Raw genomic sequence first — 20,866 nt, 5'->3', positions numbered from 1 at the left:
GCATCCTTTCTAATTGCGGATATCAACGTCCGCATAGACAGAAACTATAGCCTGTTTTTCTTTGATCGCGCCCAGCTTACGCTGCCAGCCTGACTCTTTCAATCAAAGGCTGGCCATGACTCCCGATTTTTCTCCCGTAGTATTGTCTGTCCGCATCGATCGCCTGCTGGACAGCGTTTTACAACAACAGCGCCTGGTAGGCATGGTGGTGCTGGTATGCCACCGTGGCCAGGCCGTGTACCGCCGCGCCGCTGGCTACCTGGACCGCGAGGCGGGCACGCCCATGCGCGAGGATGCGCTGTTCCGCCTGGCGTCCGTCAGCAAGCCCATCGTCTCGACGGCGGCGCTGGCCCTGGTGGGACAAGGCCGCCTGGGGCTGGACGAGCGGGTGGCGCGCTGGCTGCCGTACTTCCAGCCGCGCCAGCCGGACGGCGCCGTGGCGGCGATGACGGTACGGCACTTGCTCACGCATACGGCAGGCCTCGATTACGGCTTCTTCCAGGCGCCGGGCGGCGCGTATGCGCGGGCTCGGGTGTCCGATGGCATGGATGCGTCGACCGTGAGCCTGGCAGACAATCTGCGCCGCCTGGCGACGGTGCCGCTGGCGCATGCGCCCGGTGAGCGCTGGCAGTATTCGATCGCCACCGACGTGCTGGGCGCCGTCATCGAGCAGGCGGCCGGCATGCCGCTGGCGCAAGCCGTGGAACAGCTGGTGGCGGCGCCGCTGGGCATGCGCGATACGGCCTTCATGGCGACAGACCCCGCGCGCCTGGCCGTGGCGTATGCGGACCGGACGGACGGGCAAACCCCGCCGCGCCGCCTGCTGGACGCGGGCGAGGACCATCTGCCATTTCTTGACGGCATGGCCGGTTTTGCCTTGTCGCCGGCGCGCGCCCGCGATGCGCAAGCCTACCCGTCCGGCGGCGCTGGCATGGTCGGTTCGGCGCCCGATTTCCTGCGCCTGCTGGAAACCTTGCGGCTGGGCGGCGCGCCGCTGCTGCCACCCGCTCTGGCGCGGCAGATGGGAGAAAACCAGACCGGCAATGTTGACCTGCCGTTCTGGCCGGGCCGTGGCTTCGGCCTGGGCTTTACCGTATTGACGGACCCGCTTGCCGCCGCCACGCCGGAGTCCGTGGGCAGCTGGCGCATGGGCGGCACGTATGGCCACTCGTGGTTTGTCGACCCGGCCCGTGAATTGTCCGTGGTGGCGTTCACGAATACGGCATTGGAAGGCATGGCGGGGCCATTCGTGACGGAACTGTGCCAGGCCGTGTATGGCGCCAAGGAAACGCCATGATCCGCCCGCATCCCGTCGTCTTCCTCGCGCTGGGCCTGTTCGGCGTGTATTGCATCGAGTTTGGCGTGGTCGGCATTTTGCCGATGATCATGCAGCGTTATGCCGTGACGGCTGCGGGGGCGGGCTCGCTGGTCAGCCTGTTCGCCCTGGTAATCGCTGCAGGCGGCCCCTTCCTCGTGCTGCTGGCCACGCGCTGGCGCCGCAAGCCCGTGCTGATCGTCTCGCTGCTGGTGTTCGCGCTGGCCAGCGTGGCGTCGGCCCATGCGCCCCGCTTCGAGTGGCTGCTGGCGCTGCGCGCGGTAGCGGCCCTGTTCCACCCCGTGTATTTCTCGCTGGCCATGGTGGCCGCCGCCGCCCTGTATCCGCCGCAGGACGCGACGCGGGCCGGCGCGCATGCGCTCACGGGCACCAGCATGGGCATGGTGCTGGGCATCCCGCTCACCACCTGGATCGCGGCGCAGCTTGGCTATGAAGCAGCGTTCCTCGCTTGCGCCTTGGTAAACGCGCTGGCGGCGCTGGGCTTGTATTGCTTCTTGCCGGATGCGCCGCGCGAAGCACCCGTGGCGTATGGCCGCCAGCTGGCTGTGCTGCGCAAACCCGCCCTGTGGCTGGCCATTGCCGCCGCCGTGCTGGTGTTTGCCGCCATGTTTGCCGTGTATGCGTACGCGGCCGCGTACCTGCAGCAGGTGGCGGGCTTGTCGGCGCGCCAGACGGGGCTGGCGCTGGTGGTGTTTGGCGTGGGTGGCGTGGCCGGCAATCTGTTCGCCGGGCGCCAGCTGGGCACGCACGTGCTGCGCACGGCGCTGCTGCAGCCGCTCGTGCTGGGGCTGGCGTACTGGCTGCTGCACCACTATGCGGACGGCGATACCGGCTGGCCGGCGCTGGCAATATTGCTGCTGTTCTGGGGCGCCGCGCATACGAGCGGGCTGATCGTCACGCAAGTTTGGCTCAGCAGCGAAGCGCGCGAGGCGCCCGCGTTCGCCATTGGCGTGTACATCGCGGCCATCAACCTGGGCGTGACGGCAGGTGCGCTGGCGGGCGGCATGGCCATCACCCGCTACGGCATGCAGGGCGCGCTGGCCTGCGGCGCGCTGCTGGGGGCGCTGGCGCTGGTGGTAATCGCCTGGAAAGCGTGGCGCTACCGCCTGCCCTCAGTCCCCGATATGATTGGGAATGCGAAACAGTAGATCCGTTTCGCCCACGTCCACGCCCGCTTGCGACAGCAGGGTGCTGGCCTGACCCCGGTGGTGCGTCTGGTGGTTGAAAAAATGCATCAGCAGGCTGAAAAACTCGCGCCGGTTCGGCCCCTTGCTGTTGCGGTAATCGAGCAGGTGGTCCAGATCGGCTTCCGTGATGGAGGCGGCCCAGTCGACGATGACCTGGTCCAGCCACTGCCGGTGCGCGTGCATGGCGGCAAACTCCTCGGCCGCGTACAGCGGGTGCGTGAGCGAGGCGGGCGGCGTGATGGCGCGGACGGGATCGAGCAGGGGAAAGCCGGCCGGGTGCTTCGCATAGCGCTGCAGCCACAGGGTATCGCCCACCATCACGTGGTTCAGGGTGCCCAGAAGGGAACCGAAAAAGGCGCCCCGCTCGCGCCGCAGCTCTTCCGGCGACAGGCTGGCCGCCGCCGCATACATCCTGGCATTCATCCACTGGTTGTAATCGGCCATCAGGCAAATGTGGGCGCAACGGCTCATGCTGGACTCCTCCGGTGGATGAATGTCGTATCTTAAACGGACTTCAGGAAGGCGCGTATGCCAGCCAGCAGCATTTCGATGGCCATGGCCGTCAGGATCAAGCCCATCAGGCGCTCGAAGGCCGTCATGACTCTTGGACCGAGGGCGCGCTGCAGGCGTTCGGCGCACAGGAAGACGGCCAGCCAGACGACGGCTACGGCCGTCAAGCCCGCCACGTGGGCGATGACTTCGTTCATTTCATGCGAAGAAAACAGCAGCACGGTGGCAAGCGCCGACGGGCCGGCCAGGGCGGGAATGGCCAGCGGCACGATGAACGGCTCGCCGCCCATCTCGTGGTCGCTATTGCCGGCGCTGGGTTGCGGGAACACCATGCGCATGGCGATCAGGAACAGGATCACGCCGCCGCCGATGCGCAGGGCGATTTCCGACAGTTGCATGGCTTTCAGGAAATGACGGCCAAAGAACATGAACAGCAGCAAGATGCCGAAGGCGATCATGCACTCGCGCACCACGACTTTCCAGCGCCGCTCGATGGGCACCCGTTTCAGGGCATTGACGAACAGGGAAACATTGCCGAACGGGTCGGTGACGAGCAGGAGCAGGATAAAAGTCTGGAAGAAATTCTGTGTCATGGTGGTGTGGAATAAGGTCAACACCGCTGCCAGGATGGGCGCGGTGCGATAAGGCTTGCGATGATAACAATCCCGGAGACGATCGCCCATGATTATTGATGCATAGCAGCATTTTATTTATGCCACGATCACCTTTGCCTGGTAAAACGCCGTCGGCGTGGTGCCGAAATGCTTCTTGAACATGGCCGTAAACGCGCTCTGGCTCGTGTAACCATTGTCCATCGCCACGTCGATGACCTTGCCGCCGCGCGCCAGCTGCTCCAGCGCCCGCAGCAGCCGCGCCTGCTGGCGCCACTGGCCAAAGCGCATGCCCGTCTGCTTCAGGAACAGGCGATGCAGGCTGCGTTCGGTGATCGCCAGTTCCTGCGCCCAGTGCGCCACCGTCAGCTGCTCCCCCGGTTGCGCCATCAGCTGCGCGCAGATGCCGCGCAGGCGCCCGTCCGCCGGCAAGGGCAGGTACAGGGGCAGCACGGGCAGACTGTCGAGCTCGTGCAACAGCAATTGCAGCAGATGCCAGTCGCGACTGCCTTCCGTGAAGTCGGGCGCGATATCCACGGCCGCGACGATCAGCTGGCGCAGCAGGGGACTGATGTCGAGAACGCAACTGTGGCCAGGCAGCAAGGGCGAGTTGGCGCAGTCGACGAAGACCGTGCGCATTTTTACGGCGCCGCTCATGCGCACCTGGTGCGCCACGCCCGCCTGCAGCCACACGCCGCGCGTGGGCGGCACCACCCAGCGCCCGCCCTGCGTCTCGATGGTCATCACGCCCTCGATGGCATACAGCAACTGCGCATGCGTGTGGCGGTGCACGGAAATCACATGGCCGTGCGCATAGTCGACGGCCAGCGCCATGGCGCGCGTCGTGACGGGCAACAGTTCCTGAAAGGCGGGGGCGGTGCAATCCATAAAAAGAAGGTCAGTTTTGCGATAGGTGCAGACATCTTAGCGCGAGAAAGCGCGGCGTGCCTGCGGCATGATGAGTACCCGCAATGATTTATGGAGTTCCGCATGCCTGTGCGCGCCTATCTGTACCCCTTTCTCGCCATGCTGCTGTGGGCCGGCAACGTCGTCGTTTCCAAGCTGGCCGCGTCCAGCATCGCCCCCACGGCCATCACCTTTTACCGCCTGGTGCTGGTCCTGCTGGTGATGACGCCGTTCATCGCCCGTCCCCTGTGGCGCAACCGCGCCGCCATCCGGCGCCAGTGGTGGCAGCTGGCGCTGTGCGGCGTGATGTCGATGGCCTTGTTCCAGAGCCTGTCCTACCGTGCCGCGGAAAGCACGACGGCCACCAACATGGCCATCGTGACGGCCCTGGCGCCGCTGATGACGGCCCTGCTCAGCGTGCTGCTGCTGGGCGAGCGCCTGACGGTGGGCATGGCGGCCGGCGGCGTGCTGTCGTTTGGCGGCCTGCTGTACCTGGTGGGGCGCGGCGACGTGCTGGCCCTGCTGCAGCAGGGCGTGCATGCGGGCGACGCGCTGATGCTGCTGGCCTGCCTGGTCTTCGCCCTGTACGGCGTGCTGCTGCGCCGCTGGCGCTTGTCGATTCCCGCCTGGCAAGCCATCTATTGCCAGGCGCTGGCGGCGCTGGCCTGCATGCTGCCCCTGTTCCTGCTGTTGCCGCCCGACAGTGCCAAGCTCGACGCCACCACCTTGCCGCTGATCGGCTATGCGGGCATCGGCTCGTCCATCGTCCTGTCCTACCTGTGGATCGAAGGCGTCAAGTTGCTGGGACCGAACCGCTGCAGCATCTACGTCAACCTGCTGCCCTTGCTGACGGCCCTGCTGGCCATCGTCTGGCTGCACGAAAGCATGCATGTGTATCACCTGGTCGGCGGCGGCATCTCGCTGCTGGGCGTGCTGCTGGCGCAGACGGTGCAGCGGCCCCTGTTCGGGCGGCGTGCAGGCGTCTCCGGGCTTGCCTGAATGGCCATGCATAATGGCGGTTTTCGGTAGTGGAGTTGGCATGCGGCACACAGTTTGGATGAGCACGATGACGGCGCTGCTGGCGCTGGGTTACTGGGCGCCAGCACGGGCCGCAGCCCGGTTTTACGAGGGACAAGCAATGGCCACCGCCAGTGTCGTCGAGCGCCGCGATGGCGGCGTGGTGCTGGCCTTCCTGCGGGAAAACGGCGAAGTCAATGGCTACTATTGCCAGTGCAACGGCATCAGCGACAAGCGCATGAACCTGGACCAGTACGGCAAGGCGAGCATCGCTGCCGTGTTCCAGCTTGACCTCGACAGCGAAGGCGAGACCACGTTCGTGCTCAGCCGCAGCGCTGACGGCGGCGCAGCCTATGGTCTGCATGCCTACCGCTACGAGCGCAGCGGTGGCAGGATGTTCAAGGTCGCCGCGCTGCAGCCGACCCTGGATGCCATCGTGCGCGGCGCCAGGTCCATGGACGAGGCGCAGGTGCGCACCGCGCTGGCATCCCTGCAGCTGATCGATTACAGCGTTGAGTACACGCCCACGGGGGTGGCCGAGTTCGACGCCATCGACCATGGCCATGGCAAGCTGGCCGGGTATTTCAATATCGATGGCGAATTGTTGCCAGGCCAGCCGGCGGCAGCGCCCGCGTATGCCTACAAAAAGACCTTCCAGGAAAAGGACGGCCATTTTCTGACCGTGACCTATCTGCTGGGCAAGGGCTGGGAAGGGGGACGCGCGCCCAGTTATCACATCAAGTGGATCAATTGGGAAACGCAGCCGCAGCGTTTCCTCGGCAGCCAGGATGGCCCCGCCATCGAGTATGAGGCGGATTGCTGCCTGGGCAGCGTGTTTGCGCGCGGCCAGTATGCGCAGGGCAAGCGCACTGGGCAGTGGCACTATGAAGAGCCGCTCACCATCCGCTCGGTGGGCGCCTTTGTCGACAACAAGGCGGAAGGGCCATGGACCTATGCAAGCGGCGAGGAAACCACGACGGGCCAGATGCGCAACGGCCAGCGCACGGGGCGCTGGGAAGTAAGCCCGGGCGTGGAGGAATGGCGCGATGCCGGCAAGGGCAACTACCAGGGCTTCGATACGTTTATCCGCGACCGCCTGGACGGCCCCAGCGAACGGCGCATCGGCACGGTGGTGTACTGGCAGGGCAATTATGGGAACGGCAAGAAACAGGGCCCGTGGGTCGAACCTGGCGGTGGCGGCAACTACGTCGATGACGTGCAGCAAGGGCCATGGAAGAAGGCGACGCCGGACGGCGGCTGGCAAGTGCTGACCATGCTCGATGGCAAACCGGAAGGCAAGCTGGAGCAATACGGGGCCGATGGCCAGCTGGAGCTGGTCGAGCATTACCGCCTGGGCGTGCTTGAGGGGCCGATGGCAAGTTTTTATCCAGATGGCAAGCGGCGCTATCAGGGCACGTTCGCCGACGGCAAGCGCGACGGGGCGGAAACCCTGTTTTATCCCGATGGCGAGTTGCCGCAATTCCAGCGCCACTGGCAGGCGGGCGTGCTGCATGGCGCCAGCATCGAGAATTTCCGCAACGGCAAGCCGAAGCACCTAGGCAGCTATCACTTCGGCAACAAAACGGGTCGGCATCAGTGGTTCCGCGACGATGGCCAGCTGATCGAGGAAACAATGTACTGATACGCAATCTGATGGAGATGGCATGCCGAAACAGGGGATTCGGCATGCCATTTTTGCGCAAAAACATCACTCGCTTGTGACAATGTGTGAAAATCCATGCTGGTTATTGCTACTGGTAATCTTTCCCTGTATCTTGCAGTCAGGAAATTAAAAATACCGGAAACCTCAACCCAGTTGATCTGTATTTGACTCCTGACGATATGCGCGGGCCGCCTTCCCCCCAGCCGCCGCTCACGCGCCATCGACCGAACTTTGTCCTGAACAATTCTGAATGACCCGCCCATCTGGCCTTTGCCGCGACGCCGTCCGGCAAGCGCAGGCATGGTTGCGCCCCTACCAAGGAAAATTGCATGCTCTCGAACATAACAATAAAAATGCGCCTGATCGCCACCATGAGTGTGCTGGGCTTGCTGATCGCCGTGCTGGGCGCCATGAGCATGATCGGGCTGAAATCGGCCAATAACAGTCTCAACGAGGTCTACAGCAACCAGCTGGCCTCCACGCAGGCCATCGGCGAATCGCAGATTTTCCTGGGCCGCGCCCGCTTTACGATGGACCGCGTGATGGTGCATCCCGATGCTGCCGATGCCAAGGAGACGCTGGCGCGCGCCGAGCAATTCCTCGCGTCCTCGAACAAGGCCTGGAAGATCTATCTGGACTTGCCGCAAAGTACGGAAGAGAAGCGCCTGTCCGACGACATGGACAAGAAGCGCAGCGAGTACATCAACAATGGCGTGCTGACCATGACGAAGGCCCTGCGTGAAGGCAACGTCGAGCTGGCGGACAAACTGATGATGACGGGCTTGTCGCCCCTGTACCGCACCCTGGACCAGGCGGCGGAAACCTTGACGCAATACCAGGTGCGCTCTGCCGCCGAGATGTATGCGGCCAGCCAGGCCAGCTACCACACGCAAGTGACGCTGGCCATCATCGGCATGGTGGTGGGCGGCTTGCTGATCATCATTTCCAGCATCCTGCTGCTGCGCGCCATCTTCGGCCCGCTGGACCAGGCCCTGCGCCATTTCGGCGCCATTTCCGACGGCAACCTGGCCAATGACATCGTCATCACGCGCCACGACGAGATGGGCGCCTTGCTGAGCGGCTTGAAGCAGATGCAGGATCGCCTGTCGAGCACCGTGCGCGGCGTGCGCGACGGCAGCGGCGCCATCGCCACGGCCAGCAATGAAATCGCTTCGGGCAACCTGGACCTGTCCAGCCGCACGGAACAGCAAGCCTCGAGCCTGGAAGAGACGGCTTCGTCGCTGGAAGAGCTGACCTCGACCGTCAAGCAGAATTCCGACAATGCGCGCCAGGCCAACCAGCTGGCCGTCTCCGCCTCGGACGTGGCCGTCAAGGGCGGCGCGCTGGTGGCGCAGGTGGTCGACACCATGGGCACCATCAGCGAATCGTCGAAAAAGATCGCCGACATCATCGGCGTCATCGATGGCATCGCCTTCCAGACGAATATCCTGGCCCTGAACGCGGCAGTGGAGGCGGCGCGCGCGGGCGAACAGGGCCGTGGCTTTGCCGTCGTCGCCACGGAAGTGCGCAACCTGGCGCACCGCTCGGCCAGCGCCGCCAAGGACATCAAGGTGCTGATCGAAGCGTCCGTGCGGAACGTGGGCGATGGTAGCGAGCTGGTCAGCCAGACGGGCACGACGATGGACGAGATCGTCTCCAGCATCCGCCGCGTGACGGACATCATGGCGGAAATCAGCGCCGCCGGCCGCGAGCAGGAGCTGGGCATCGGCCAGATCAATCAAGCCGTGGCGGAAATGGATACCGTGACGCAGCAGAACGCGGCGCTGGTGGAAGAAGCGGCGGCCGCGTCGGAATCGATGCAGGAGCAGGCGGCGGCGCTGGCGGAAATGGTCAGCATCTTCAAGCTCGACGCCAGCCATGGCGGTCCGGCAGCGGCCAAGCCCGTCTTGCGCAAGCCGGTCGTGGCGGCTGCCAGCACGGGCTTGAAACGCCCCGCGCTGCGCCTGGCGCCGGCCCGCGCCGCTGCGGCAACCGCTGCCCAGCCGCGCATGGCCAAGCCTGCCGCCGACAGCAGCGGCGAGTGGGAAGAGTTTTAAGTTACTGCGCTTCCAGGGTAGCTTTGCTGCCCTGTTCCTGCAATCTCGCCGCCTCGGCCAGGGTCTGGGCGCGCGCTTCCTCTGCGGCCTGTTCCGCTTTCTCCAGGGCATCGTGGCGTGCCTGCAAGGCGGCGCGGGCGCGCACGAAGACGATCTTGATGGCCGCCATCACGGGCACGGACAGGAAGATGCCCACCACGCCACCGAGCTGGTCGCCGGCCAGCAAGCCGACGATCACCATCAGCGGGCTCACTTCCACGCCTTCGCTCATCAGGTATGGGTTGACGACGTAATCCTGGAACAAGCGGTAGGCGGCGATAAAGCCGATCAGCCAGAACACGTGCTCGAAGCCGCTGAAGCCGGCCACCACGACGGCGATGACGGCGGCCGCCAGCGGGCCGGCAAACGGAATGAATTCCAGCAAGGCGGCGGCGCCGGCCAGCAGCAGGCCGTATGGCACGCCCATCAGGGAAAAGGCGATGCTGTAGGAGACAAAGGTGGCGATCGACAGCAGCAGCAGGGCGCGCACATAGCGCGACAGCAGGATGTCGAGGTCGTCGATGATGGCGCCCCAGAGTTTCTTGTTCGGACGGTTCAGCAGGGACAGCAAGCCATCGCGCATGTCCGGCCCTTCCTTGATCAGCAAAAAGCTCAGCACGGGCACCAGCACCAGGTAGATCAGGTTGCTGGCCGCGTGCATCACGCCCAGGCTGATTTCCTTCGCCAGCGGCATCGCCTGGCCCGTGCCGCTGCTCAGCTGCTCCTGCATGAACGACAGAATGCGCGCGCGCAGCGGTTCCATGAATTCCGGCAGCGGAATGCGCTCGGCAAAATTATTGCCTTTCAGCAGAGTCGGCAATTGTGCGCTGAGCTTGGTCGCTTCCTCTTCGATACGGGCGCCGAAGATCGAGCCGAGGATGGCGACCAGCAATACCACGACCAGAAAGACGATGCCGATGGCCGCCGTGCGCGGCAAGCGCTTGGGGCCATAGCGCTCCAGCAGTTCGATCAGCGGATACACGAGGTAGCTGAAGAAAATCGAAAAGACCACCACGATCAGGGTCGACGACACTTGATAGGTGATGAACAGCAACAGGACGATGAGGAATGCCGTCCACACCATCTTGGCGACGCGCAGGTTAAAACCGAACATAAGAGTTCCTTAGGACAGAATGCTACTCAAGCGTGGTTTTGCTTGATGAGAGGGGTGGGCAGGGCAGGGACCGGGCAGCGCCGCACGATCGGAAATCATACCGCAAAATGCCAAAATGCCATGCTCTTGTGCGGAGTGGCAATGCTTTCCCCTGTCCACCCTCGCGTGGCGCTATTTTTCCAGCCAGCTGGCCACCGTGATGAGCACGCCGTTTTCCTGGTCCGGTTCGCGCAGGGTGAGCGTGTAGCGGCCGCTGGCATCGCTGCCGCTGAAGACTACCTTGTCCTCATGGCCCTGGACTTGCGCGCCCTTGGCCAGCCTGGCGTAGGTGTTGAGCACCCAGTGAAAATCCGCATAGCTGCGCAGGGTGATGCTGGCGTCGGCCATGGGTTCGTCGCCAGCCTCGGCCTGTTCCGCCGGCGTGCGCATCGGCAAACCCGCCAGGCTGGCCGGCGCCATGCGTTTTCCGCCGCTGGAGCTGCTGTCAATTTCCGCATTGGGCAGCAGTAAATGCCGCAGGCTGGCGGGAAAGCCGGGCGGCACGTCGCGCGGTTCCCAGCCGGGCTGGCCGGGCCGCGTGGTGATATATTCAATGGCCGCGATGCTTTGCCGCTGTGCCGGCGCAGCCTGTGCCAGCATGGGCGGCAGGCGCCGCGCCCACACGAGCAGCGGCGCGGCCATCCCGTCTTCTGCGCCCGGCGGCAGGAACACCGTCAGCACGGCGTGCGTGGGCGGCAGGCAGGCGGGCGCGGCATCGCCGATGGCGCTCTGGCAATGGCCATTGACGAGGCCCAGCGCCAGCAGCTTGCGCTGCGGGTCGAACAGCATGGCGGCGCGCTGCGCGCCGTGCTGGCCGGCATCGATGGAGGCCAGCACCGAGCGCCCGTCGGGCAGCATGGTGCGCGTGATGTTTTCCAATGAACGCATGGCGTCGAGCACCTGGCGCGCGAGCAGGGTATGGCCCTGCGTATAGCTGCCGCGCGCATAGCCAAGCAGCTTGAAGACGTCGGCGCGGATTTCGGGGTGCGCGTTCAGCGCCAGCGGCGGCGATGGCACGGGCACGGTGGCGGCCGCGAAGGCGGCGTCATCGAGCGTTTGTGCGTGGAGTGGCGTGCCCAGGGCCATGCACAGCGGCAGCAGGGGAAGTAGAGCGCGAATGCGGGTGTTCAATGGCCATCCTTGTGAGACGCCATGCCGGCCCGGTTGCCGGCACGCGCGGGCCGCGATCTTAGCATTCTGTGAAGAAATGGCGCTTTCTCAAGCCGCGTTGAGCACGTAGCGGTTCTTGCCGTTTTTCTTGGCCAGGTACAAGGATTCATCGGCGCGCCGGTAGCTGTGCGACAAATCGACTTCCTTGAGCAGCTCGGCCACGCCGATGCTGACGGAAACCTTGCGTTCCGGCTCGAACGCGGCCTTGACACTGTCGACCAGCTGCGCGGCGAAGGCGCAGGCGGCTGTCTTTTCACCCAGGTAGATGACGGCGAATTCCTCGCCGCCCAGGCGGCCGCACAGGTGATCGCCGGACAGGGCCGCGATCACATCGGCGATCTTTTTCAAGACTTCATCGCCCACGTCGTGGCCATGCACGTCGTTGATTTTCTTGAAGTCATCGATATCGATCATCAGGAAATACGCGGGCGTCCGTGCCGTGTGCTGCAGGGTGCGCGCGCTTTGCGTGAACATGCGGCGGTTGTTGAGTCCGGTCAAGCCATCCTTGTAGGCCATCGTCGCCAGGTCGCGCTGGGCGCGGTAGTTATGGATGCGCAAGACGAGAAAATAAATGTTCAGCGCCAGGCCGATGATGACGCTGATGGTGACGGCCAGCACGGGCCAGTATTCGTCGGCCCGCGCCACGTGCACGGGAAACTGCCCCAGTCCCAGGATGGCCCACACGGCCAGCGAGACGCCCAGGTAATACGCGATGCCGCTGAAGATGGGGGCCGTCGTCAGGGTGATCATCACGCCCAGCGGCAACACCCAGAAAGCGGGGTCTTCCGTACCCAGCATCAGCACGCGAAAGCTGAAACCGATGAACAGCACGCTGATGGTGCCGCTGGCGATAATCGCTTGCAGCGACCTGGCGTACACGGTCAGCACCAGACCGACCAGCATGCCCGTCACGCCCATTGCCGCCTGCGCATGATCGAGCGAAGCGCGCGGCTGCGTCAGGCTGAACGTGACCAGCCAGCAGGCCAGGCCAAACGTCAGGATCGCTATCGAAATGAAATGCAGTTCCTTGAAAAAGCGCTGCTGCTGCTCCCGTTCTCCTGAAAAGAACAGGTAATACAAGGCAGGAGACAGGTTGCGCGAAGTGAACATTGCATTCGTCCAGGCAGACAACAGGCCTTGCGGCAGGGGCGCCTGCCGGCGGCGATGGCCGGCATGGCGTGGCGCGTGAATAAGTTGCGCTCAGGAACTAGTGTAATGCTTTCCTCGCGGGAATGGTAACTGGCGTGTGGCAAGCGGCAGCCGCTGTGCGCTCGCCGCCACAGCGGCGTGGCAGGCGCCACGGCTAGAGGTCGCGTGCCAGCACCTGGCCCGTCAAGTCCTTGCCAAAGCTGTGATGCGCCTCTTCCTCGACCAGCTGGAAGCCGGCCTGGTCATAGATGCGCCGCGCGCCCGTCAGGACGCTGTTGGTCCACAAGACTATTTTCGTGTAGCCAACCTGGCGGCTGAAACGCAGGCACTCCTCGACCAGGCGGCTGCCGATGCCCATGCCACGCGCGCACGGGTCGACATACAGCAGGCGCAGTTTCGCCGTGCTGGCATCCTGGCGCACGATGAAGACGGAGCCGACCACCTTGCCATCTTTCTCGGCAATCCAGCAGCGCTCGGTGGCCGGATCGAATTCCCGCATGAACCTGGCGAGGATGTCGGCGGCCAGTGCCTCGTATTCGTTGTTCCAGCCATATTCCTGTGCATACAGCACGGCTTGCCGGTGGATGATCCAGCCCATGTCGCCTGGCTGGGGATTGCGCAGGAGATAACTTTGCGATGGCTGACCCAGCAAGTCCTGAATCTGCCCCATGGCGGCGACCAGTTCCTGCTGTGCCGTGGGGGGCAAGCGCTCCAGCATGGCCGCCACTTCGCGCCGCGAAGCGTCGACCAGCGGCGCCAGGGTGCGCTGCCCCTGGTCCGTCAATTGCAGTTGCGCTGCGCGCGCATCCGTCGGCGAGCGCGTCTTGGCGATCAGCCCCTGCTTCGTGAAGCCGGCAATGACACGGCTCAGATATCCCGCGTTCAAGCCCAGTTCGCGGCACAGGTCCGCGCTGGTGAGATCGCTCCGGTGCGCCAGTTCGTACAGGATGCGCACCTCCGTCAGTGAGAAAGCGCTGTCGAGCAAGTGCTCGTGCAGCACGCCAATCTGGTGCGTGTAAAAACGGTTAAAACGGCGCACGATTTCCGTGCGCTCGCTGAGTGACTGCGTGGACATGGCTGGCTCCAGTTGCTTGCTTATGGCAGATTATTGCTTGCCTAAAGCAACCATGTCAATGTGAATCTGCGCGAAGTGCCCCTCAAGCACAAGGGTGGCGCGCATAAGCCACCGGCGCCAGAATCTTCACGACAAGGGCCGGCTTATTTCGCGCTTTCCATGGATGCCACGGTGTCGAAAACAGGCGCCAGCGCGCTTTCCATGGCGCCGGCAGTGGCGTCGCCGCTCTGGTTGGTGATGATGAAGACCCCAAGCTGATATTGCGGCACGACGTAGGCGTAGCTTTGCGCGCGCGGCACGCCGCCATGGTGGACGTAATGCGTGCCCAGCTGGCGATTGCTGCCGATGTTCCAGAAATAGCCGATGCTGAAGTCATCCTGAAAGCGTACCAGCGGCTGGTGCGATTCGACGACCGCGGGATGGGCGCCCAATTGCAGGCGCAGGTACTTCGCCATGTCCGGCATGGTCGACTTCAGGTTGCCGGCTGCCCCCCACGGCAGCTGTGGCATCGGCGTTGTCATGACGGGATTGTCGCTGTGGTAGCCGGGCGCCAGCCGGCCGGCATCCTGTGCCGTGAGTCTCAGCCTGGTATCGTGCATGCCGGCTGCGCGCGCGATGAATTGCGTGAGCAGGACTTCGTAGGGCATGCCGTAGATTGTTTCGAGGGTATGCGCGACGAGTTCGGTACCGGCGCTTGAATAGGCGTAGTCCTTGCCCAGCGGACCGTCGATGCGGACTATGTGCAAGTCTTGCCAGAATTGCGCTTGTCCGTAGTCGGCATAGGCGGCATTGAGCCTTGCCGGCGTGGCGTGCGCAGTGAAATCCTTCAGCACGGTGTTCACCTGCAATGGCAGCATGCCCGGCATATTGCTGGTATGCGTGACCAAATGGCGCAGGCGGATAGCCTGCCCCTGCGACTGCAGGTTCGGGTAGGCGGCCGGCAGGTACTTTTGTATGGGGTCGTCGAGCGACGCCTTCCCATCGAGCACGGCGTTCGCCAGTAGCAGGCCGGCGAACGTTTTGCTGACCGAGCCGATTTCATACAGCGTCGTATCGTCCGGCGGATTGGCCTTGCCGGTCTCCAGCTCGCCTTGATGCAGAATGAATTCCTGGCCGCGATACACGACGGCAATCGAGGTCGCGTGCAGCAGTTTCGACTGTAGCAGGGTGGTCGCGGCCTGGCGCATTGCCGCGGGAATGTCCTGCGCGGGGGCCGTGGCTGCGGGCTTGCAGGCGGCCAGCATGAGCGTCATGCCAGTTATGATTGCGGCGAGTTTGGTCATCATGCGCACCATCCAGGGGGGGAGGGGCATTCTCGCACAATGGCTTTGGCGGTGACAGAAAAAAAGTCACGCGCAGGGTTTTTGCCGACAGTGAACGGCGGTGCCGGATAAAAAAAACGCCACCCGGAGGTGGTGTAGGATCTCAAAAAAGATGAAATATAATGCTTTAAAAATCAACAAGTTATCCATGTATTTTGAGACTAAAGGCAGTGCCATTCTCAAAAAACATGAAAATTCCCTCATGAAATCTCACAATAGATGAAATTTTCCTAACGCCCCTCAGCTTAATGTAGACATGACGCTTCCATTGTTTTAAGTCGGCAAGTTAAGTATATGTAGGTGCTGTAAATGCATGTACAATATTTTTTACATTTATAGAGTGGTGGCTGATGAACATCTCCGAGGTCGGGAAATCAATCCGCGTCCGTCGACTTGCCGTTGGGTTAACCCAGCAACGGCTAGCGAAACTTGCTGGACTGTCGCGACAGACAGTGCAACAGCTGGAGACCGGAACTATTGGCGATCTGAGTTTCGGGCGCTTGGTGAATCTGCTTGGGGTACTCGGACTCAATTTTGCTCCGCCATCGATCAAGGCGAGGGAAAAAAAAAGCGGTTTGTGGATGGCGGCAAAAAACGCGAGCGTCAGTTACAGGGGAGAGCTGACTAGCGACGAGCTGCAGCATGCTTTGATTACCGGACAAGTACCGGCTAATCGTATATCCTATTTACTGCATTTCCTAGATGAAACACCCCTGCAAGTGGTGGTGATGGCAGTTGAGGAAACCGCACACTTAGAAGCTGTTTCACCGGCCAAGATTTGGGTAAGCGTTGCTCAGTTGGCTCGTCAGCTGGGAAGTGTACGTAGCGACCTCTGGCTGTAGCTGCATTTTGCTTTTTTTATCTCATTTTCGATGCTGTGCTGATGAAGTGAAGTTTCAAGTGGCGAGTTGTGTTCATAGAGATAAACGGGTAATCCCCCATTTCTAGAGCAGGCTAAAAGTAGAGGTTAAGTGGCCATGGCAAGCTTCCGTTTTGGCGTGATTCCGCCAAGTGCCATGTTGGGCTGGTCGTGATTGTAAGTCCACAGCCAGCGGTTCGAAAAATCCTGAATCTCATCGAGCGTTTCAAACAGGTGATGGACTAACCATTCGTAGCGGACCGTGCGATTATAGTGCTCGACATAAGCGTTCTGCTGCCGCTGGCTGGGCTGAGTAAAGTCGATGCGTATGCCACGCTTGGCGGCCCAGGCCAGCGTCATAGCGCTGATGTACTCGGGCCACTATCGCGGCAAATGACCTGGGGTTTGCCACGCCATTCGATGATCCTGTCAAGGGGCCAGATTACCCGTTCGGACGGCAATGAGAAATCAACCTCTATGCCGCCCCCCTTACGGTTGTAGTCGTCGATCACATTGAACAATCGGATGCTTCTCCATACCCCGCTCATATGGAGAGATCAATGTCGATCAAGTATTGCGCAGGCTGTGGCCGGGAGTTCCAGCCACGCCCCCAAGCTCCGAACCAGGTCTATTGTTCAGCGCCCGAATGTCAGCGCGTTAGAAAGCGCCGATGGCAGCAAAATAAGCTGCAAACGGATCCTGAATATCGACTCAACCAGCGAGACGCACAACGCGCGTGGCAGGAGAGTCATCCCGAATACTGGCGTCAGTATCGCGCCCACCCCGACTATGCGGAGAGCAGCCGAGATCGACGACAGAACGCGCCACGTTGCAACAGAGATTGTGTAAAGATGGACGCGTGGCTTTCGCTCTCGATGTTGCCGCCGGGAGTCTACAAAATCACACATGCCATAGGGGACCACGTTTCAGAAAACGGTACTTTGATCGTAGAAATTACCCCTGTATGTTTGGATTGCCCCTGCAAAAAGGACGCGTGTAAAGAGAGGACTCGTTAGGCTTTCTGACAGAAATTCGGTATTTTCGTTTCAATAAGCTGTCGATCATCTTGATGAAATCATTGTGGTGGCGTGCGCCACGTCCATGCCCGGCCGTTGCCCATTGCTAGAAAGTTGGTCCCGAGATTTACATGTAAATAGCGAAGGGATGAAGCGCTATGTATTTAGACGAACAACCAACTGGCGTACCAGGTCGTCAGAACAGTCCTGTAACGTTCCGTGCCGTTGAATACGTTCGAATGTCTACCGAGCATCAGCAATATTCGACCCAGAACCAGGCAGACAAGATCCGCGAGTATGCGCAACGTCGTGGCATAGAGATCGTTCGAACCTACGCTGACACAGGGAAGAGTGGGCTGCGGATCGATGGTCGCCAAGCCTTGCAGCAGTTGATTAAAGACGTCGAGACTGGTACTGCAGATTTCCAGATAATCCTAGTCTACGATGTGAGCCGCTGGGGCCGGTTCCAGGATGCGGATGAAAGTGCTTACTATGAATATATCTGTCGTCGCGCTGGAATCCAAGTGGCCTACTGTGCGGAGCAGTTCGAGAACGATGGCTCGCCTGTGTCTACTATCGTCAAGGGCGTCAAACGCGCGATGGCCGGCGAATATAGCCGGGAGCTGTCCGCCAAAGTTTTCGCAGGCCAGTGCCGACTGATTGAACTGGGTTTTCGACAGGGCGGGCCTGCTGGTTTTGGCCTACGGCGCGTGTTGATCGATCAGACGGGGTCTATCAAAAGCGAGTTGATGCGAGGCGAGCAAAAAAGCTTACAAACGGACCGCGTCATCCTACAGCCAGGGCCAGATGTGGAAGTGGCTGTTGTGAACCAGATCTACCGCTGGTTCATCGATGACAATTTGTTGGAGTCAGAGATCGCAGAGCGACTCAATGGCCAAGGTATCAAGACCGATCTCGGACGCAACTGGACGCGGGCCACTGTCCGAGAGGTACTGTCCAACGAGAAGTACATTGGCAACAATGTTTACAACCGCCGATCGTTCAAGCTCAAGAAACAACGTGTGATTAACAGCCCTGATATGTGGATCAAGAAGGACGGGGCATTCGAAGGCATAGTCCCAGCCGAGATTTTCTACACCACGCAAGGTATTTTACGTGCTCGGGCACGTCGATATAGCGAGGAAGAATTTGTCGCGAAGTTGCGTAATCTGTACCAGCGGCATGGATACCTTTCGGGCTTGATCATCAACGAGGCGGAAGGTATGCCGTCAGCAGCAGCTTACGCACACAGGTTCGGCAGCCTGATCCGAGCGTACCAGGCAGTTGGCTTTACACCTAATCGGGATTACCAGTATTTAGAAGCCAATCAGTTCTTACGTAGGCTCTATCCAGAAATCGTCGGTGAGACAGAGCAGATGATCTCCGACGTTGGTGGCGTGGTAGAGCGCGATCCAGCCACTGACCTTCTCACCATCAACCGCGAGTTTACGGTCTCGTTAGTGCTCGCTCGCTGCCAGTCGTTCGAAAATGGCCGACGGCGATGGAAGGTGCGCTTCGACACAACGCTGGCACCGGACATTACGGTGGCTGTGCGCTTAGATAGTGAAAATCAGGCCTCACTGGATTATTATCTTTTGCCTCGCCTTGACTTCGGTCAACCGCGGATTCACTTGGCCGACCACAACGGCATTGAAGTCGAGTGCTACCACTTTGATAGTTTAGATTATCTGTACAGCATGGCTCGACGGAGTCGCTTACGGAGGATCGCATGAACCATTACAAGGATCACCACCACTCAGATTTGCGAATGATCCCACTGGAAAAAATCGAGGTGCTCAATCCTCGCGAACGCAATAACCGAGTATTCGAACAGATCGTTGCCAATATCAGAAGCCTCGGCCTGAAAAAACCAATCGTTGTAACGCCCCGGCCAGCCAATGATGGCGAGAGGTACCTGTTGATTTGTGGTGAAGGACGTTTTAAGGCGTTCAAAAGCCTCGGTCAGTCGGAGATCCCTGCAATTGTCATGAGCGTCGATGATGAGTCGGCTTTTATTATGAGCCTGACGGAGAACATCGCTCGGCGTAAGTTTAGTCCGCTGGAGCTTCTGGCAGGTATCGAGCAACTGCGAGATCAGGGTTACGATAAAAAGGCGATTGTGGAAAAGACTGGCCTGAGCATGGATTATGTACAGGGCATCTTGTACCTGCTCAAAAACGGGGAAGAACGGCTCTTGATGGCAGTCGGCAGTGGACGTATCCCACTTAATGCTGCCATCACTATAGCCGGCGCGGGCAACGATGATAAGGCGATCCAGGCAGCCCTGCAGGATGCTTACGAGTCTGGCAAGCTACGCGGTAACCAATTGATACAAGCACGTCGGGTAATTGAACGTCGCCGAACGCGGGGCCGAGGCATGGGCGGAAAAATTCCGTCCCGAGAGCAAAACGATGATGTCACCACATCCAGTCTTGTGCGCAACTATAAGCGTGAAGTCGAGCGCCAAAAACAGCTGGTAAGAAAGGCAGAAAACACCCAGCGTAGTTTGCTGTTCATAGTTAGCGCGTTGCGCCAGCTTCTGGTTGATGAGAATTTCGCGAATCTTCTGCGTGCGGAAGGACTGGATACACTGCCACAGCATCTTGCGGACCGAGTATGGGCGAAAGGAATCTGAGCATGGGAAAACCGCCTTTGGGTTTTGTACCGGAACCATTGAGCTTGCCGCTCTCGTTGATTCTGCCTTCGCGAAAAACGCCTGATGGGTTGCTGGTTTCTCGAAAATTTAAGCAAATCTTCGCATCCATTGAGGCTGTCGGTTTGATTGAGCCATTATCGGTGACGAAACCTAATAGAGACAAGCAGTACGTCTTACTAGATGGGCATTCGCGACTGACGGCATTAAAACAGCTGGGGTTCGAGACGGTACCTTGTTTGGTAGCCCTTGACGACGAGAGCTATACCTATAACAACCGGGTAAATCGCCTTTCTAGTATTCAAGAACACGTCATGATCCGGCGTACTGTGGAGCGTGGTGTTACTCCTGAGAGACTTGCCAAGGCGCTTGACGTTGATATCAGCTTAATTTTGAAGAAATTGAACCTACTCGATGGGATTTGTCCGGAAGCCGCTGAATTGCTGCACGATCAGGTTTTCTCCGCAAATCTCGGTGCAGTGCTACGCAAGCTCAAGCCTACGAGGCAAGTGGAGTGCGTTGAATTAATGGTCAGTAGTAATAATCTCACGGTTGCCTACGCGCGAGCATTGGTAGCCGCCACCCTAAGCAACATGATTGTCGGTGAAACCAAGACCAAAAAAATGACGGGCGTGAGCGCTGAGCAGATGGCGAAAATGGAAAGGGAAATGGGAAATCTGCAGGAACAGTTCAAATTAGCCGAGCAGTCCTATGGCCACGACGTCCTCAACTTAGTATTGGCTAGAGGATATTTAGCGAAGCTGTTGGCCAATGATTCCATTTTGCGTCACCTGACAAAGCATCACCCAGATGTGCTGAACGAGTTCGACGCGATCGCTAGTGTGGCGGTGCTGGACAAGTAGCCGTGTACGCAGGTATGTTCGTGGAAATGCTTGCAGATTGAAGCCCTAGTGCTGTATGCGCAGACGAGGCACTGTTCTTTAACAATCTTAAATGTATTAGGGCCATCGTTCTCAAAGCAGAGGAGTAGTATCCGAGCCCGAGACGATGGCCGACAGGCGTGTCGCCTGCTTGCTCATTCGTGTACGAGTAAGCGAATGAGCAAGCAGCGACACTTCAACCAGATTGGCATTTCTTTGATGGTACTGAAGCCTTGCCAATAATTCATCACACTTCCTGTTT

Annotated in this window: 17 protein-coding genes and 1 pseudogene; 9 read left to right on the top strand and 9 right to left on the bottom strand. The window is 60.6% G+C overall.

Going from position 1 to position 20,866, the window contains the following annotated elements; translation table 11 throughout:
- Window positions 1-115: 115 nt before the first annotated feature.
- Window positions 116-1,297 carry a serine hydrolase domain-containing protein gene (locus tag ACZ92H_RS20885; RefSeq protein ID WP_465050932.1) on the top strand — a complete coding sequence of 394 codons (1,182 nt, stop codon included), beginning with the start codon at window positions 116-118 and terminating at the stop codon, window positions 1,295-1,297.
- Complete coding sequence (locus ACZ92H_RS20880; protein ID WP_465050933.1) at window positions 1,294-2,484, top strand: MFS transporter; 1,191 nt, start codon at window positions 1,294-1,296, stop codon at window positions 2,482-2,484. The genes ACZ92H_RS20885 and ACZ92H_RS20880 overlap by 4 nt, the downstream gene beginning before the upstream one ends.
- Here ACZ92H_RS20880 and ACZ92H_RS20875 read toward each other — a convergent pair.
- The 3 genes from ACZ92H_RS20875 to ACZ92H_RS20865 all read right to left on the bottom strand — a co-directional run bounded on the left by ACZ92H_RS20875 (window position 2,449) and on the right by ACZ92H_RS20865 (window position 4,532).
- On the bottom strand, window positions 2,449-2,994 hold the full coding sequence (locus ACZ92H_RS20875; RefSeq protein WP_131378210.1) for a DinB family protein: 546 nt from the start codon (window positions 2,992-2,994) through the stop codon (window positions 2,449-2,451). The two genes, ACZ92H_RS20880 and ACZ92H_RS20875, sit on opposite strands and share 36 nt — an antisense overlap.
- A 32-nt stretch (window positions 2,995-3,026) precedes the next feature.
- A complete protein-coding gene (locus ACZ92H_RS20870) occupies window positions 3,027-3,626 on the bottom strand; it encodes a MarC family protein (protein ID WP_131378212.1) in 600 nt (199 codons plus the stop codon).
- A 117-nt stretch (window positions 3,627-3,743) separates the two neighbouring features.
- A complete protein-coding gene (locus ACZ92H_RS20865) occupies window positions 3,744-4,532 on the bottom strand; it encodes an AraC family transcriptional regulator (protein ID WP_131378214.1) in 789 nt (262 codons plus the stop codon).
- Between the two features lie 102 nt (window positions 4,533-4,634).
- Between ACZ92H_RS20865 and ACZ92H_RS20860 the strand changes: the two genes are divergently transcribed.
- From ACZ92H_RS20860 to ACZ92H_RS20850, 3 genes are all read left to right on the top strand, one after another.
- Window positions 4,635-5,549 (top strand): DMT family transporter, encoded by a 915-nt coding sequence (locus ACZ92H_RS20860; protein ID WP_465050934.1) that lies wholly within the window; start codon window positions 4,635-4,637, stop codon window positions 5,547-5,549.
- 40 nt (window positions 5,550-5,589) lie between these two features.
- Complete coding sequence (locus ACZ92H_RS20855; protein ID WP_465050935.1) at window positions 5,590-7,209, top strand: hypothetical protein; 1,620 nt, start codon at window positions 5,590-5,592, stop codon at window positions 7,207-7,209.
- 350 nt (window positions 7,210-7,559) lie between these two features.
- On the top strand, window positions 7,560-9,287 hold the full coding sequence (locus ACZ92H_RS20850) for a methyl-accepting chemotaxis protein (protein WP_131378220.1): 1,728 nt from the start codon (window positions 7,560-7,562) through the stop codon (window positions 9,285-9,287).
- A 1-nt stretch (window position 9,288) separates the two neighbouring features.
- On the opposite strand, the gene ACZ92H_RS20845 is transcribed toward ACZ92H_RS20850, so the two are convergent.
- The 5 genes from ACZ92H_RS20845 to ACZ92H_RS20825 all read right to left on the bottom strand — a co-directional run bounded on the left by ACZ92H_RS20845 (window position 9,289) and on the right by ACZ92H_RS20825 (window position 15,126).
- Entirely contained in the window at window positions 9,289-10,440 is a 1,152-nt protein-coding gene (locus tag ACZ92H_RS20845) for an AI-2E family transporter (RefSeq protein ID WP_465050936.1), read from the bottom strand.
- Between the two features lie 171 nt (window positions 10,441-10,611).
- On the bottom strand, window positions 10,612-11,610 hold the full coding sequence (locus ACZ92H_RS20840; protein WP_465050937.1) for a hypothetical protein: 999 nt from the start codon (window positions 11,608-11,610) through the stop codon (window positions 10,612-10,614).
- Between the two features lie 87 nt (window positions 11,611-11,697).
- Entirely contained in the window at window positions 11,698-12,759 is a 1,062-nt protein-coding gene (locus ACZ92H_RS20835) for a GGDEF domain-containing protein (RefSeq protein WP_465050938.1), read from the bottom strand.
- Between the two features lie 193 nt (window positions 12,760-12,952).
- Window positions 12,953-13,873 carry a bifunctional helix-turn-helix transcriptional regulator/GNAT family N-acetyltransferase gene (locus tag ACZ92H_RS20830; protein ID WP_131378228.1) on the bottom strand — a complete coding sequence of 307 codons (921 nt, stop codon included), beginning with the start codon at window positions 13,871-13,873 and terminating at the stop codon, window positions 12,953-12,955.
- A gap of 143 nt (window positions 13,874-14,016) precedes the next feature.
- The gene (locus ACZ92H_RS20825) at window positions 14,017-15,126 is read right to left on the bottom strand and encodes a serine hydrolase domain-containing protein (RefSeq protein ID WP_465050939.1); all 1,110 of its coding nucleotides are present in this window, start codon (window positions 15,124-15,126) and stop codon (window positions 14,017-14,019) included.
- Between the two features lie 419 nt (window positions 15,127-15,545).
- On the opposite strand from ACZ92H_RS20825, the gene ACZ92H_RS20820 reads away from it, so the two are divergent.
- Window positions 15,546-16,037, top strand: a complete 492-nt coding sequence (locus ACZ92H_RS20820; RefSeq protein ID WP_465050940.1) for a helix-turn-helix transcriptional regulator — start codon at window positions 15,546-15,548, stop codon at window positions 16,035-16,037.
- 125 nt (window positions 16,038-16,162) lie between these two features.
- Here ACZ92H_RS20820 and ACZ92H_RS20815 read toward each other — a convergent pair.
- Window positions 16,163-16,587 (bottom strand): annotated as a pseudogene (locus ACZ92H_RS20815) (integrase core domain-containing protein); the annotation flags it as partial.
- Window positions 16,588-17,228: 641 nt separating this feature from the next.
- On the opposite strand from ACZ92H_RS20815, the gene ACZ92H_RS20810 reads away from it, so the two are divergent.
- The 3 genes from ACZ92H_RS20810 to ACZ92H_RS20800 are packed head-to-tail and all read left to right on the top strand — an operon-like array spanning window position 17,229 to window position 20,586.
- A complete protein-coding gene (locus ACZ92H_RS20810; protein ID WP_465050941.1) occupies window positions 17,229-18,803 on the top strand; it encodes a recombinase family protein in 1,575 nt (524 codons plus the stop codon).
- Window positions 18,800-19,705 (top strand): ParB/RepB/Spo0J family partition protein, encoded by a 906-nt coding sequence (locus ACZ92H_RS20805; protein ID WP_465050942.1) that lies wholly within the window; start codon window positions 18,800-18,802, stop codon window positions 19,703-19,705. The genes ACZ92H_RS20810 and ACZ92H_RS20805 overlap by 4 nt, the downstream gene beginning before the upstream one ends.
- 2 nt (window positions 19,706-19,707) lie before the next feature.
- Window positions 19,708-20,586 carry a plasmid partitioning protein RepB C-terminal domain-containing protein gene (locus tag ACZ92H_RS20800; protein WP_465050943.1) on the top strand — a complete coding sequence of 293 codons (879 nt, stop codon included), beginning with the start codon at window positions 19,708-19,710 and terminating at the stop codon, window positions 20,584-20,586.
- The last annotated feature ends 280 nt before the right edge of the window (window positions 20,587-20,866 follow it).

Source organism: Janthinobacterium foliorum, assembly GCF_978021625.1.
This window is presented reverse-complemented; position numbering and strand designations above follow the sequence as displayed.

Excerpts from the sequence above, each read along its gene's own strand:
- ACZ92H_RS20805 (WP_465050942.1), top strand. The coding sequence starts at position 18,800 with ATGAACCATTACAAGGATCACCACCACTCAGATTTGCGAATGATCCCA.
- ACZ92H_RS20870 (WP_131378212.1), bottom strand. The coding sequence starts at position 3,626 with ATGACACAGAATTTCTTCCAGACTTTTATCCTGCTCCTGCTCGTCACC.
- ACZ92H_RS20850 (WP_131378220.1), top strand. The coding sequence starts at position 7,560 with ATGCTCTCGAACATAACAATAAAAATGCGCCTGATCGCCACCATGAGT.
- ACZ92H_RS20855 (WP_465050935.1), top strand. The coding sequence starts at position 5,590 with ATGCGGCACACAGTTTGGATGAGCACGATGACGGCGCTGCTGGCGCTG.
- ACZ92H_RS20800 (WP_465050943.1), top strand. The coding sequence starts at position 19,708 with ATGGGAAAACCGCCTTTGGGTTTTGTACCGGAACCATTGAGCTTGCCG.
- ACZ92H_RS20820 (WP_465050940.1), top strand. The coding sequence starts at position 15,546 with ATGAACATCTCCGAGGTCGGGAAATCAATCCGCGTCCGTCGACTTGCC.
- ACZ92H_RS20830 (WP_131378228.1), bottom strand. The coding sequence starts at position 13,873 with ATGTCCACGCAGTCACTCAGCGAGCGCACGGAAATCGTGCGCCGTTTT.
- ACZ92H_RS20875 (WP_131378210.1), bottom strand. The coding sequence starts at position 2,994 with ATGAGCCGTTGCGCCCACATTTGCCTGATGGCCGATTACAACCAGTGG.
- ACZ92H_RS20885 (WP_465050932.1), top strand. The coding sequence starts at position 116 with ATGACTCCCGATTTTTCTCCCGTAGTATTGTCTGTCCGCATCGATCGC.
- ACZ92H_RS20810 (WP_465050941.1), top strand. The coding sequence starts at position 17,229 with ATGTATTTAGACGAACAACCAACTGGCGTACCAGGTCGTCAGAACAGT.
- ACZ92H_RS20880 (WP_465050933.1), top strand. The coding sequence starts at position 1,294 with ATGATCCGCCCGCATCCCGTCGTCTTCCTCGCGCTGGGCCTGTTCGGC.
- ACZ92H_RS20865 (WP_131378214.1), bottom strand. The coding sequence starts at position 4,532 with ATGGATTGCACCGCCCCCGCCTTTCAGGAACTGTTGCCCGTCACGACG.
- ACZ92H_RS20845 (WP_465050936.1), bottom strand. The coding sequence starts at position 10,440 with ATGTTCGGTTTTAACCTGCGCGTCGCCAAGATGGTGTGGACGGCATTC.
- ACZ92H_RS20825 (WP_465050939.1), bottom strand. The coding sequence starts at position 15,126 with ATGACGCTCATGCTGGCCGCCTGCAAGCCCGCAGCCACGGCCCCCGCG.
- ACZ92H_RS20860 (WP_465050934.1), top strand. The coding sequence starts at position 4,635 with ATGCCTGTGCGCGCCTATCTGTACCCCTTTCTCGCCATGCTGCTGTGG.
- ACZ92H_RS20835 (WP_465050938.1), bottom strand. The coding sequence starts at position 12,759 with ATGTTCACTTCGCGCAACCTGTCTCCTGCCTTGTATTACCTGTTCTTT.